This is a genomic window from Helicobacter anatolicus (assembly GCF_021300615.1).
GTDB classification, from domain to species: domain Bacteria; phylum Campylobacterota; class Campylobacteria; order Campylobacterales; family Helicobacteraceae; genus Helicobacter_H; species Helicobacter_H anatolicus.
Window position 1 is genome coordinate 229,377 of record NZ_JAJTMY010000001.1, and the last position, 14,210, is coordinate 243,586.

15 protein-coding genes are annotated in these 14,210 nt (G+C 33.8%); 10 read left to right on the top strand and 5 right to left on the bottom strand.

The features are described from left to right. Positions 1-22: 22 nt before the first annotated feature. From LW133_RS01285 to LW133_RS01305, 5 genes are all read right to left on the bottom strand, one after another. Positions 23-805 (bottom strand): SDR family oxidoreductase, encoded by a 783-nt coding sequence (locus LW133_RS01285; protein WP_233036775.1) that lies wholly within the window; start codon positions 803-805, stop codon positions 23-25. A gap of 12 nt (positions 806-817) precedes the next feature. After that, complete coding sequence (locus LW133_RS01290; RefSeq protein ID WP_233075645.1) at positions 818-1,990, bottom strand: UxaA family hydrolase; 1,173 nt, start codon at positions 1,988-1,990, stop codon at positions 818-820. Further along, a complete protein-coding gene (locus LW133_RS01295; RefSeq protein ID WP_233075646.1) occupies positions 1,987-2,247 on the bottom strand; it encodes a UxaA family hydrolase in 261 nt (86 codons plus the stop codon). The genes LW133_RS01290 and LW133_RS01295 overlap by 4 nt, the downstream gene beginning before the upstream one ends. Positions 2,248-2,255: 8 nt before the next feature. Then, a complete protein-coding gene (locus LW133_RS01300) occupies positions 2,256-3,161 on the bottom strand; it encodes a dihydrodipicolinate synthase family protein (protein ID WP_233075648.1) in 906 nt (301 codons plus the stop codon). 139 nt (positions 3,162-3,300) lie between these two features. Next, positions 3,301-3,945: a LysE family translocator gene (locus LW133_RS01305; protein ID WP_233075650.1), complete on the bottom strand. Its 645-nt coding sequence runs from the start codon at positions 3,943-3,945 to the stop codon at positions 3,301-3,303. Between the two features lie 442 nt (positions 3,946-4,387). On the opposite strand from LW133_RS01305, the gene hemL reads away from it, so the two are divergent. The 10 genes from hemL (at position 4,388) to fdhD (ending at position 14,142) form a co-directional block, all read left to right on the top strand. Further along, positions 4,388-5,671, top strand: a complete 1,284-nt coding sequence (hemL, locus tag LW133_RS01310; protein WP_233075652.1) for a glutamate-1-semialdehyde 2,1-aminomutase — start codon at positions 4,388-4,390, stop codon at positions 5,669-5,671. Beyond that, a complete protein-coding gene (locus LW133_RS01315) occupies positions 5,668-5,952 on the top strand; it encodes an AtpZ/AtpI family protein (protein ID WP_233075653.1) in 285 nt (94 codons plus the stop codon). Before hemL ends, LW133_RS01315 begins: the two co-directional genes overlap by 4 nt. Further along, positions 5,945-6,352 carry a hypothetical protein gene (locus LW133_RS01320; protein ID WP_233075654.1) on the top strand — a complete coding sequence of 136 codons (408 nt, stop codon included), beginning with the start codon at positions 5,945-5,947 and terminating at the stop codon, positions 6,350-6,352. Before LW133_RS01315 ends, LW133_RS01320 begins: the two co-directional genes overlap by 8 nt. Positions 6,353-6,473: 121 nt before the next feature. Then, positions 6,474-7,988, top strand: coding sequence for a 4Fe-4S binding protein (locus tag LW133_RS01325; protein WP_233075655.1), 1,515 nt, complete (start codon positions 6,474-6,476; stop codon positions 7,986-7,988). Beyond that, positions 7,985-8,596, top strand: coding sequence for a TorD/DmsD family molecular chaperone (locus LW133_RS01330; protein ID WP_233075656.1), 612 nt, complete (start codon positions 7,985-7,987; stop codon positions 8,594-8,596). The genes LW133_RS01325 and LW133_RS01330 overlap by 4 nt, the downstream gene beginning before the upstream one ends. A gap of 59 nt (positions 8,597-8,655) precedes the next feature. Next, positions 8,656-8,856 carry a twin-arginine translocation signal domain-containing protein gene (locus LW133_RS01335; RefSeq protein WP_233075657.1) on the top strand — a complete coding sequence of 67 codons (201 nt, stop codon included), beginning with the start codon at positions 8,656-8,658 and terminating at the stop codon, positions 8,854-8,856. A gap of 25 nt (positions 8,857-8,881) precedes the next feature. Further along, positions 8,882-11,698 (top strand): molybdopterin-dependent oxidoreductase, encoded by a 2,817-nt coding sequence (locus tag LW133_RS01340; protein ID WP_233075659.1) that lies wholly within the window; start codon positions 8,882-8,884, stop codon positions 11,696-11,698. 10 nt (positions 11,699-11,708) lie between these two features. Further along, on the top strand, positions 11,709-12,359 hold the full coding sequence (fdh3B, locus tag LW133_RS01345; protein ID WP_233036760.1) for a formate dehydrogenase FDH3 subunit beta: 651 nt from the start codon (positions 11,709-11,711) through the stop codon (positions 12,357-12,359). Between the two features lie 9 nt (positions 12,360-12,368). After that, entirely contained in the window at positions 12,369-13,361 is a 993-nt protein-coding gene (locus tag LW133_RS01350; protein ID WP_233075660.1) for a formate dehydrogenase subunit gamma, read from the top strand. Beyond that, positions 13,351-14,142, top strand: coding sequence for a formate dehydrogenase accessory sulfurtransferase FdhD (fdhD, locus tag LW133_RS01355; protein ID WP_233075661.1), 792 nt, complete (start codon positions 13,351-13,353; stop codon positions 14,140-14,142). Before LW133_RS01350 ends, fdhD begins: the two co-directional genes overlap by 11 nt. Positions 14,143-14,210 lie beyond the last annotated feature (68 nt).

Consider the following 14,210-nt stretch of genomic DNA (forward strand, 5'->3'; position numbering starts at 1 on the left):
TCCTTGAGTACTGTGGTTTGGTTTAATCCCAATTTAATGCTCTATCTAAGTGGACATATCCGCCATCAATATGGAATATTTGTCCTGTGGTGTGTGAGCTTTTGGGACTGATAATAAAAGTAGCAAAATCTGCAATTTCTTCAATTGTGGTAAATCTTTTGCCCAATGGGATTTTTGAAGCAATGTTGTTGTATTGAGCTTTTGGGTCTTTAAAATTTTGTAACCATTTTTCATAAAGTGGAGTCATAACTTCAGCAGGTGCTATGGCATTTACTCTCACATTATCTTTTGCAAAGGCACATGCCCATTCTCTTGTAAACCCTATTTGTGCAGCTTTTGCCGATGCGTATGCAGAGGTTTTTCCTTGTCCTGTGATTCCTGTTTTTGAAACAATATTTAAGATATTTCCTTGATTTTTTTGGATACTAGGAAATAGGATTCTTGTGAGTTCGTAGTAGTGAAAAAGATTGTTTTCATAGCTTTCTATGAGTTTTTTTACAGGTGTTTGTAGTATGTCTAAATTATCATTCATTCCAGCATTATTGACTAATGCATAGATGTTTGGGAATTTTTGTAAAATATTTTTAGTTAGATTCTCAATTTCTTGATGATTTTTGAGATCAAAATAATAAATTGCATAGTTTTTTGTGATTTTTTGCAGTTTTTCTTCAAAGGCTTTATTTTCTGTTCTTGAAATAATAATAGGGATAGCACCTTCTTTTGCTAAAGACAAAGTAATGCCCCCGCCAATTCCTTTTAATCCGCCTGTAATGATAATATTTTTATTTTGAAGTTGTAGATCCATTTTTTGCTCCTTTTAACATGTTGTAGCTAGACGCCAGATTGAAAAATCATTTTGTTTATTAATTTCTGCTTTTGTAAGTTCTCCTTGCGAGAGTTTGATAACAAATTCTAAAATTTCCTCCTTTTTTTCTTCCATAGTTTTTTTGCCATCTAAAATATCTCCTGCATTAATATCAATGCAATCTTGCATATTTAAAAAAGTTTTTGTGTTGGAGGAAACTTTGATAGTTGGAGTAATGGGAGAGCCTGTTGGAGTACCTCTTCCTGTGGTAAAAATACAAAGATTGCATCCACCAGCGACCATTCCAGAGAGTTGTTCTATATCATTTCCTGGAGTGTTCATTAGCGTTAGACCCTTTTGTGTGATTTTATGAGCATATTCTTTTACATCAACAAGGGGCTTACTTCCGGCCTTGTAAATACATCCCAAAGATTTTTCTTCAATACTAGAAAGTCCTCCCGCGATATTTCCAGGACTTGGATTTGCTCCTCTAATATCTGCATGAGAGTTAAGAACAAGCTGTTCAAAATTATTAATTGTGCTATAAACTTTGTTTTTGATTTCTTCATTGATTGCGCGTTTTGCAAGAAGGTGCTCTGCACCAATTAATTCTGTTGTTTCTGCTAAAATTACACTACCATCATGCTCGATGATAAAATCGCTAACTGCTCCTAATGCAGGATTTGCAGAAAGTCCTGAAAAAGCATCGCTTCCGCCACATTCTGTACCTAAAACAATATCTGACCAATCTCCAAAACTTTGTGTTTGTTTTTGTGCATTTAAAAGCATTTGTTTGACGATTGCATCACCCTTTTTTGTGGTATTTAAAACTCCACCTTCTTCTTGAATAATGAGGTGATGTACTTCTTTATATGGAGTGTTTTCTTTGATATTTTTAGCAAGATTATCAGCGCTAATTACCTCGCATCCAAGCCCTATAATCAACACGCCATAGACATTTGGATTTGTTCCATGCCCTGCCAAAACCATTTGGGTTTGCTTAGCATCATAATCAAGCTGGGAGCATCCGTGTTGATGTGTAATATATACACTATCGGGATTTAATTTTGCGATATTTTCTACACATTTATTTGCACAATGCACACTCGGGATAATAATAACTTTATTACGAAGACCAAAAGAATTATCCTCTCTTCTAAAGCCTAGTATTTTTGTATTTTTCATTGTTTATCTCCTCGTCCTCGGATTCCTTCAATATTGTGAATATGGACATGCGATCCTTTTTTAATATCACAGCTAGCTTGCGCGATAACTTCTCCGTATTTCACAATGTTCTCACCTTTTAAAATATCCTTAATGGCAAATTTGTGACCATTTTTGATATCTTGTAATAATGTAACATCTCCTAATTTTTCTCCACTTTTGCAATCTTTTAATGTGGTGGCAACATTGTCTAATTGGTTGATAATGATAAATTGCATGTTAGATCCTAAAGACTACTTAATCCCACTTCTTGGTGGATCTCTTGAATAATTTTTTTAGCCTCTTGTTTTTTAGTTTCAAAGCTTGCTGTAATATTTTCATGGATAGGGTGTGGACTTACTAGGCTGTTGAAATTAAAGCCTCTAGCTTCTAAAAGACATGCGTATCCTAAAGGAAATGGCAGACTTGATGCAAATGAAATTGCTTTAATGATGGATTTTTGAAGTTTTTGAGCGGTAGAGAAATCTTGATTGTGGAAGTTTTGATAGATTTTGCTCATGATCTCTGGAAATACGCCCCCACAAGAAGTCATTGAACCCTTAGCACCATTGATTAATGCTCCAAGATAATATTCCTCTCTACCTACAAAAATATCAAAATTACATACATCCATAAAATGTGCAAAATCCACCGCTGATCCTGAAGAATCCTTCATTCCTATAATATTTTCAATTTTGCTTAGGGTCTTTGCTACCTTGAGGCTGATAGGAGGGGCAAAAAGTGGAATATTATAGATATAGAGTGGAAGACTAATTTTTTTTGCAATTTGACTAAAATAGGCAATCATATTTTCTTCGCTAATGGGATAGTAAAATGGAGGTTGTAAAAGCAAGGCATCTACACCAATTTCTTTTGCTTTTTGTGCAAGCGCTAGAGTTTCTTCATAAATTACGCTACCAATTCCACTAATTACGGGGACTTCTTTTTTTGCCGCTTCGACGCTAAGTTTCATGAGCTGGACCTTTTTTTCAAAGCTTAGTGCCAAGCCATCGCCAGCAGACCCGTTACAAAAAATTCCATTTAATCCATTCTTGATACCAAATCTTGCAATTTTGATATATTCTTGCGTATTAATGCTTAAATCTTTATTGTATGGGGTTAGCATCGCTGGAAGTGTGCCAAATAGTTTCATTGTTATCTCCTGTAATGATTTGTACACACTATAATCAAAAAAATCATAAAAATTACTATAAGTAAAAAAAATATAAAATAAAATTTTATCTTTTTACAATAGGTAACAAAAAATATAATAAAAAATTTAATTTTTTGATTTAAAAAAGTTTAATTGTAATACTATAGATAAGATTTAGGCCGAAGAAAACAAAAATAATTCCAGCGACTATATCAATAAAAAATGCACGCTTTAAAAAGCCTTGATAAATTGTCTTGATTCTAAAAAAATATACTACAAACCAAAACCAAATACTAGGGATAAAAAGCATAAAAAATAGTAAAAGCAAATTGACTTGTAGGGGAGGTGTGGTTGGAAGATTGCTAAGAATAATGCTGATAAAAATTGGAGGTTTTGGGTTGGAGAGATTGGTAAAAACTCCAGAAATAAAGCTTTGTTTGGAGGAACTTTGCAATTGGATAGAATCTAGATTTTGTTCCTTTTTATTTTTGAGAGAATAAAAAATTTTACTTGCCATATAAAGCAAATAAATTCCACCACAAAATTGCACAATGTCAAAAAGTATGGTTTTGCTAAGAATATTGATTAAGAAAAATCCTACAATAAGCCAAATTAGTGTGCCAAAGATAATTCCTGCTACAGAACTTAGGGCTTGATGTTTGCTTTGTTTGATGGAGGATCGAACGATGAGAAAAAAATCTGGACCTGGCATGATTACTGCCAAAGTCCAAATTGTAAGAATACTTAAAATTTCTTTGTGATATTGAAAAATAAAATCTAGCAAAATAAACCCCTTATTATTGATTAGTAGGATATTTTAATCTTTTTGATAAAAAATCTCAAGATGAGATAGATTGAAAAATATCTTAAAAGACAGAAAGTAAAAATTTAAAAGTCAATTTTCTACTAAGATTAAAGATTAGTGGCATTAAAAAGCCCTCTAAATATAGTGTGTTTTTGCATGAGGAGTATATTCTTGCAATATTTTAGTATATTTGTTTTTACTCTTTCATGTTTCTAAATGGTGCTATTGAAAAGAATTGATAGAAAATAATTATAGGTTTGTATGTTTTATATCAAAAAATTCTGTTTGAAATTAAGAAGTGAAAAAATAAAAATTAGTGATAAGACTAGCAGTATTGTAATTTTTAAAATGCGCAATCTTGTTGCGATGTATTGTATAATATTTATAAATTTTTGAAATTAAAATAAATTAAGGAGAAGATATGAATTTACTCTGCAGTATTAATGATTTTAATGAAGCTAAACAAGTGATAGTTGGTGGAGTAAATTCTCCGGTTAGGGCTTTTAAAAGTGTAGGAGGAAGCCCGGTTTTTATACAAAAAGGGCAGGGGTATGAACTAATTGATGTGGATAATAATCATTACATTGATTTTGTGCAAAGTTGGGGACCTTTGATTTTTGGACATTGTGATAAAGATATAGAATCTGTGGTGATGGATGCAATTAAAGAGGGACTTAGTTTTGGTGCTCCTACGGAAAAAGAGACAGAATTAGCAAAGATGATTATTAAGATGTATGAGGGGATTGATAAAATAAGATTTGTGAGTTCTGGGACTGAAGCGGTGATGAGTGCGTTGCGTTTGGCGCGTGCTTATAGTAAAAGAGATGATATTTTAAAATTTGATGGTTGCTATCATGGTCATAGTGATAGTTTATTAGTAAATGCGGGTAGTGGTTGTGCAACTTTTGGTGCTCCTAGCTCGCCAGGTGTGCCAGAAGATCTTAGCAAACATACTTTTGTAGCAAGATATAATGATATAGAATCTGTTCAGGAATGTTTTAAAAAAGGTAATATTGGTTGTGTGATTATTGAACCAATTGCTGGAAACATGGGGCTTGTGCCAGCAGATATTGAATTTTTGAAAGCCTTGAGAGAGATTTGTAATGCTTATGATGCGGTATTGATTTTTGATGAGGTGATGAGTGGTTTTAGAGCAGGGATTAATGGAATACAGGCATATTGTGATATTGTACCCGATCTCTTTACATTTGGAAAGGTGATTGGTGGAGGCATGCCCATGGCTGCATTTGGTGGTAAAGAAGAAATTATGAAACTTTTATCGCCAAGCGGCAGTGTTTATCAAGCTGGAACATTAAGTGGGAATCCTGTCGCAGTTTCTGCAGGACTTGCGGCATTGTGCAAAATTGAGCAAAATCCACATATTTATCAAGAAATGGAAAAACTAGCTTTAAGGCTTACAGAGGGATTAAAAAAACTTGCAAAGGAAAATAATATTGCATTGCAAACTTGTGTAAGAGGTAGTATGTTTGGATTTTTCTTTAATGAAGGTGTAGTTAAAAATTTCGATGATGCTAAAAAAAGTGATACAGAAATGTTTGCAAGATTTCATCAAGCAATGTTACATAAGGGAGTTTATTTTGCTTGTTCGCAATTTGAAACAGGATTTATTTGTACTCCAATGAATGAAGAGGTAATTGATAAGGTGCTTAATAGGGCTGATGAAGTTTTTAAAGAAATACAATGAGTAAAGATAAAAAAATTAAAAAAATTATTTCTGGGGTTTATGATTTAAGCTTAGGAATCTCCATTGTTGTGGCGATTGTATTAGGTGTAGGAGTGGGATACATTTTGAAAAAATGGCTGGGTCTTGAATGGTTGTTTTGGCTTGGTGTTTTTTGGGGTATTGGAGGAGCATTGTTAAATATTAAAAAAGCATATAATCGTACAAAAAAAGAACTAGAAACCATAAAAGATGATATTAAATATAGTTATTATCAAGATGGAGAGAAAAAAAAGGATGTGTAAAATTAAATGCTTGTTTATTTTATTGGGGGTTAATTTAATAGGAGCTGCTGCATTATATGGATATATGGGGTGGAGTTGGTATTTATTAAATTATGAGATGGGATTTTTCGGGTTTTTTCTTGTGAGTATTGCAAGCTATTTAGGGTTAAAAAAGCGTGTGGAAAATGAAGTAAATGCTATGCAACAAGAAAATTTTAAAAAACAAAAATATTCTAAGTGGATTTTAGGAATTCAGGTTTTTACTATATGGACAAGATTGTTAGCTTATTTATTGATGATTGTTGGGATTTTTGTATTGATGTTTTTTGAAATTTTTAATCTTTATGTATATTTGTTTGGAATTTTTTTAAGTTTAATTAATATTTTATTTTTGCAGTATTTGAATTTAAAAAAACAATAAAAGTTGTAGATTTTCTATAAAATATTTAAAAAATTTTTCCTAAAATCCTTCCGAAAAACTAAAAAAATATTCTTTATAAGATATAATACTGCTATTAGATTGACATTTTTAGGACGATTAGATGTATGAAAAACTAATAAGAATTTTTTCGCAAGAAAAACAAAAAATCTTGCAAGAAAGTTTTGAAATCTATCAAGATTATTCTGATTTTTTGCGTTTTTATTCTTTAGAAATTGCTCCTACAGTATTGATTCTTGGTGAGGGAGAAGAAGTTGAAGAATTTGCAGCAATGTTAGATTCTTATGAAAAAATCAATTATCAAGTTGGCGTGCTGTCTCCAAAAGAGGTAGTAGCAATTAATGGTCATTTGGGGCAATTTGAAGCCAAGATAAAAAGAGAAGATTCCTTATTTAGCTTACAATTTGCACAAATGGTGTTATTTTATGAAGATGAGAATCTAAAAAGATTTATGGGCTGTGAAAATGTGCAGGATTATGAAACCCCACAAGATTTGATTGATATTTTAGATTCTAGAGTAGGGACTTATAGCTACCATAATATTATTCATTATAATGCTGATAAATGCCAGTATCATCATCGTCGTCCTGATAAAAAAGGAGAGGGATATTGCCATGCTTGCGCGGATTCTTGTCCAACTTTTGGCGTGAGTAAAAATGACTCCTTGATGGAGTTACAGTTTTCTGCGCTTGATTGTATTAGTTGTGGGGCTTGTGTGATGGCTTGCCCCACAGGTTCTGTACAAAGAGATGGGTATGATAAAGAATCTCTTTATGAAATTGCAAAACTTTATAAAAATATTGTGCCTGTGGTGGTGGATGCGAGCACAAGTCAAGATGTTTTAGATATTGATTTTGGTAATACATTAGCCTTTGTTGTTGCACAAACTCATCTTTTAAACGAAACCTATCTTTTAAGTATTGTGCAAGAAAGTAGTGCGCAAGTTGTAATTTATGATCCACAGAAAAATATGGCATTAATGAGTGCCATAGAGTTTTTAAATAATATTTTTCAGAAAAAATATCAAAGAGATGCGGTTTTACTAGCTCATGATAAAGAAAAGTTACAAGAAAAAATTAAGCTTGCTGGGGTATATAGTGACTTTGCCTATACCTATAGACAGGGTCAAAAAGATGCGTTGCGTCACATATTTTCAGAACGCTTAAAATTTGTAGTTAAAGATGATATTCTTGGATTTATCCCAAATACTTATAATACTTACGGGCGTGTGATTGTAAATCAAGATAAATGTACATTATGTATGAGTTGTGTGGGTGCATGTAATGTACAGAGTTTGAGTGCAGGAGATTTTTCACTGATGCATAATCCAAGCCTTTGCACTACTTGTGGTTATTGTGTAGATTCTTGTCCTGAACAAGCAATTAGCGTAAAATTTGATGGAATTAATTTGGAGCCAAAATGGTTTGAACATGAGATTGTAGCACGAGATAGAGGATTTGAGTGTGTAGAGTGCGGTAAGATTTTTGCTAATACAAAAGCTGTTGAAAAGATTAAAAATATGATGACGCCAATTTTTAAAAATGATGCTGCAAGATTACGATCTTTGGAGTGTTGTGAGACCTGTAAGGTTAAGGTAATGTTTGGAGTGCAGTCATGATTGAGCAAAAAAGTTTAGATAATCAAATAATAAAATCTAGAATCTTATACTATGATTTTCTTGCAAATTTATTTTTGTATGAACTTTTAGAGCAAAAACAAGAAGTTTTGGTAAAACAAGTTGAGCTTTTAGGACAATATCCATTAGATGAAATTAATGAAAATGATTTTAAAAATATGCATGCAAACTTGGTGGGTGATTTTGGTTTGATTGTGGCGCAATATACAAAAATTTTTTCATTACCTTTTAGCCTTGATGGCAAGAGTTGTGTATCGCTTTATCTTTCACATTATAAAGAAGGTTGTAATGGTGGTGAAAGTTTAGTGCAAGTTAAGCGGAGTTTGAAAGAAAATAGTTTTTATTTGAATAAAAACTTTTCAAAAGAAAATGAAGATCATTTAGGTATTTTATGTTTGTTCATGAAGCAACTTTTACAAGATGATAAAATTATTGAGGCAAATAAAGTCTATCAAGAGTATATTTTTCCGATGAAAGAGCCTATTATTTCAGGGATGAGGCAATTTGAGGAATGTGATTTTTATCTGAATGTAGCAAATATTTTTGAAGTATTTTGTATATTAGAAGATAGTATATGTGGCTTGATCTAAACTCTATGTGTTTGTAGGGTTTATATGGGGCTACCCCAAAATCTTTTCAAGGAGATAGTATGCAAAAAAATTCTCGTAGAGAGTTTTTGAAGACGACTACAAAAGCTTCTGTTGCTGTTGCTGTTGGCGGGCTTGCGCTCACAGGATGTAAAGAAGATAGCAAAAAGATTGGCGTTGTAGAAGGTAAGTCTGTAAAAGATGAAGTGCTGTATACAGGTAATACACAATATTGGAAAACCTATTATTCAGTAGCAAAGTAAAACTAAAAAAATAAGGAAGTAAAGTATGAGCGAAAATAACATAAAACGACAATCTCGTCGTGCTTTTATGAAAATGTCTGCTCTTGCTGGTGCTGCTTCTATTTCTAGTGTTTTAGCAAATGACACTGAAGAAATTTTGAAACATGCAGGAAAACAAGAGTTGGGTGAAGCATATCCAGGATCACAAAAAATCAAAACAATTTGTACGCATTGTTCTGTTGGATGTGGAATTATTGCTGAAGTAAAAGATGGCGTATGGGTGCGCCAAGAAGTTGCACAAGACCATCCAGTATCACAAGGCGGCCACTGCTGTAAAGGTGCGGATATGATTGATCGTGCAAGAAGTGAGACTAGACTTCGCTATCCTATTGAGAAGGTAAATGGCGAGTGGAAGAGAACTACTTGGGATTCTGCGATGAGTAAGATAGCAACACAGCTAAAAGAGATTCGTGAAAAACACGGCCCTGATAGTGTAATGTTTATTGGTTCTGCAAAAGTGAGCAATGAACAAAGCTATTATATTAGAAAATTTGCAGCGTTTTTTGGTACAAATAATATAGATCATCAAGCTAGAATTTGACATTCCCCAACAGTTGCCGGTGTGGCAAATACATTTGGATATGGTGGAATGACAAATCACCTAGGAGATATGCAATTCTCTAAATTTATCTTGATTATTGGTGCAAATCCTGCGGTAAATCACCCTGTGGGCATGGTACATCTTTTGCGTGCAAAAGAAGCAGGTGCAAAGATTGTATGTGTTGATCCGCATTTTAGTAAAACAGCGGTAAAAGCAAATGAATATGTTCGCATTAGAAGTGGTACGGATGTGGCATTTATTTATGGGATGATTAATTATATTGTAGAGCAAAAGCTTTATGATGAAAAATACCTAAAAGAGCGAGTATATGGATATGAGGAGATTTTTAAAGAAGCAAAAAAATATCCTTTAAATGTTGCGGCTGATGTTACAGGGATCCCAGCAGAAACAATTAAAAGAGTTGCCACTGAGATGGCAAAGGCTAAACCTGCATCATTGATTTGGAATCAAGGTTTGACACAACATACTGTAGGTACTAACAATACGCGTATTATGCCTATCTTGCAACTTATACTAGGCAATATTGGTAAAGTTGGTGGCGGTGTGAATATTTTAAGAGGCCATGATAATGTTCAAGGTGCTTCTGATATGGGAAATCTTTCTGATACATTGCCAGGATATTATGGTCTTGGAGAAGGTCCTTGGAGACATTTTTGTAAGCATTGGCATGTGGATTATGAGTGGATGAAGGGACGATTTAAGTCAAAAGAATTGATGGAAAAAACAGGTTATGCTTTATCTACTTGGAGATTTGGTGTATTAGAGGAAGAAAACTTTGCAAATAATGGTAGTACACCTCTAAAAGCTTTAGTAGTTATTGGTAATGGTATTTCTACAACATCTTTACTTGATAAGACTAAGGCAGCACTTGATAAGATGGATTTGGTAGTATTTATTGATCCTTATGTAAATGATGTTGCAGTAATAACAGATAGAAAAGATAATATGTTCTTATTACCTGCTGCTTCGCAAATGGAAACTAGTGGTTCAGTTGCTGCGACTAATCGTGCTTATCAATGGAGATATCAAGTCATCAAACCTATGTTTGAATGTAGAGAAGATCATGAAATTTTATTTGATTTAGCAGAGAGATTAGGGTTTAAGAAGGAATTCCAAAAATCACTATATGAAATTGCTAAAAAAGAAGGTAGAAAAGAATTTATTTGGCCAGATGACGCAACAACAGAAATGGCACAAAGTATTAGAAGTATTGCATTGCAAGGTATGAGTGCAAAACGCTTGAAGGAACATTGTGATAATTGGCACATGTTTGATAAGGTGACCTTAGCAGGCTATGGTCCAATGAAAAATCAGTATTATGGCTTGCCTTGGCCTTGTTGGAGTGAAAAACACCCTGGAACTCCTATAATGTATAATGATAGTGTTCCTGTAATGCAAGGTGGTATGGGCTTTAGAATGAATTGGGGTGAAAAAGCACCAGATGGTACTAGTATGTATAGTCCAAGAAAATTGCCAAACTCTAAGATAGCGGGACATCCTGCAATTACTGCGGACAATATTGAAGGCGTATTAAATATCAAATTGAGTGCTAAGGAAAAAGAAGCAGTGAAAGGAACAACCTTTGCTACCGGCACTACTAATATTTTGGTAGAAAAAGCATTGGAAGCAGGAATCTGTCCTTATGGTAATGGAAAGGCTAGAATGATTGTATGGAATTGGTATGATAAAATTCCTCTACATAGAGAGCCATTACATTCTATTAGACAAGATTTAGTAGGCAAATATCCGACATTCCCAGATAAAAAAGATTTATTCCGTGCTAATGTGAGATTTGCAAGTGAGCAAAATAAAGATTGGAAAAAAGATTATCCACTTAATATGCTTACAGGAAGACTTGTATCACACATGGGAACAGGAACAGAGACAAGAAGTGCTAAATATCTAGCAGAAATTTATCATACAATGTTTGTAGAGATCCATCCAAATACTGCATTTAATTTAGGTATTAAAGATGGTGATGATGTATGGGTACATGGAGTTGGTGGCACTAAAATTTTGGTAAAAGCTAAGCACTCTTATCGTGTTGATGAGCAAAGTGTATTCTTACCTCAAAACTTCTCTGGAATTTATAGTGGTAAGAATCTTATTGACCGTTATCCAGAGGGAACTAAGCCTTATGCGGTAGGTGAAGCAGCTTCTTTAGTAGTGGGGTATGGGTATGATTATAATACTGCATGTCCTGAGACAAAAAGCGGTTTATGTCGCGTAGAGAAAGCATAAGGAGGTTAAAATGAGCGGACAAAATCAAGTGCCTTTTACTGCAGGCGGTTTTAATGCAGTAAGTCATTCTAGAATTAAATTTTATTGTGATGATGAGAGATGTATTGATTGCCATGGCTGTGATGTTGCTTGTAAAGAAGCGCATCATTTGCCAGTTGGTGTAAGCAGAAGACGTGTCATTACTTTTAATGAGGGAATTGTAGGTAAAGAAAAGTCTATTTCTATTGCTTGTATGCATTGTGCTGATGCCCCTTGTGCAAAAGTTTGTCCTGTGGATTGTTTTTATATTCGTGCAGATGGAATTGTTTTGCATAATAAAAATACTTGCATTGGTTGTGGTTATTGTCTTTATGCTTGCCCATTTGGTGCGCCACAATTTCCAACAAGCGATGTGTTTGGATCTAGAGGTTCTATGGATAAATGTACATTCTGTGCAGGTGGTCCAGAAGAAACATTTAGTGAAGAAGAGTATAAGCTTTATGGACAAAATAGAATTGCTGAAGGAAAAGTTCCTGCTTGTGCTGCAATGTGTTCTACAAAAGCATTGTTGGCAGGTGGATCTGATGAAGTAAGCAATATTATTCGTCATAGAGCAGTTACAAAAGGTATGGGAACCGCAGAGACTCCATATATTTGGAGTAAGGCATATGGTGACAAATAAGGAGATTGAATGAAAAAAATGAAGTTTTTTGTTCTTGCTTTTTTTGTAGTTTTTGGAGTGCAGTTTGCATTTGCAAAAAAAGAAGAGCATACAAGTATAGATTTTTCATACAATCAAAAGATCTATGGCACACCACAAATTGAGGCTATTAAGGGGTGGGGGTTAAAATCCCCTACATCTGGCGTAGTAAGTGGTTCTGTAATGCAGATGGATGGTGTGGGTATTGGTTTGGCAGATAATGGGGAAAAAATTACAGGAATCAGGGGATGGCAAGGACTTGGTGAAGGTTTTACAATTTTACAGCATAAGTATTTTGCCCTGATCTTTTTTTTAATTCTCATTGGAGTGCCTTTGGCATTTTTTGGCCATAACAGAATTGTAGGACCAAAACGATTTGGGCATCATGGCAAGAAGATTAAGGTTTTTTCAAGCTATAATATTTTTGTGCATTGGGGTGCTGCTATTCCATTTGTTTTGATTTGTATCACAGGACTTATGATGGTCTTTGGTGATAAATTAGGTGGTGGTATGTTGATTCGTACAGCAAAAAATATACACTTCCTTGCAACTTGGGTTTTTATTGTTTTTGGTCCTTTGATGTTTTTGATGTGGGTAAAGCCTGCATTATTTAAGCTTTATGATATTGAGTGGATGAAAATTATGGGTGGTTATCTTTCTCAAGAAAAAAGAGAGATACCTGCAGGAAAATTTAATGCTGGTCAAAAAATGTGGTTTTGGCTTGCTACAGTTGGTGGCTTTATCATGGCTATTACTGGCTTGTTTATGCATTTTTTCTGGGCAGATATTAACACTTTGAGACTTTTTGCAATTATTCATAATGTTCTAGGTTTTGGTGTTTTAGCATTGCTAATTACTCATATTTATATGGCGGTATTTGCTATTGAAGGGGCTTTAGAATCTATTTTAAATGGACATATGGGTGAAGAAGAATTAGCACTTTTGCATAGTTATTATTATAAGGAATTAACAGGTGCAAAATAACTTTATAAGCTCTTTGCCTTGTTTAAGAGTTTATGAAAATGGCGAGAGTATCGACCAGCAAGATAGTATCATTAAGGAGGAGCGTATTGCTCTCTACCTTAATGGTACAAAAATTCTTTCTACAATGAGTATTCCTCAAGATCAAGATGCACATTCTATTGGTTTTTTGTTAAGTGAAGGTGTGATTGAGAGTGTTGCTGATATTATAAAAGTCGAGATTGTTGATGATGGTTTGCGAGTAAATGTTGATGCAAAAATTAATGAGGAAAATCTTGTAAATCTTTATCGGGAAAAAACTTTGACTTCTGGGTGTTGTGTAGGTGTAACGGGTAATTTTGAGGGCAAGATTATTGAAAAATTCGTGGCTTCACAAGTGCGTGTTCCTATTGAAATGATTTGGAAAACACTAGGGTATTTTTATGAAGAAAATGATTTGTTTAATCAGACAGGTTGTGTGCATAAGGCAATGTTGGTTGATGCAAAAGGGGAAATTATACAGCAGGCTTTTGATGTTGGTAGGCATAATGCAATTGATAAAGTTGTAGGTAAGGCAAGATTAAATCATGATGATTTAAGTAAATCAGTGCTTTTTGTTAGCGGAAGACTTTCTTTAGAGATGATGATTAAGACAGCAATGCATGATATTCCTATTGTGGTATCAAGGGCTGCAACTACGCAATTAGCGATTCAATCTGCTCAAAAACTTGGAATTACTCTTGTAGGATTTGCAAGAGAGGGGCGATGTAATATTTATACTCATAAATCTAGGATTATTCTTTAGCTACAAAAGAATGATTTTATTTTACATTTTGTAGTTAAATTTAAAAAAAATTTTTATTTAATAAAAAA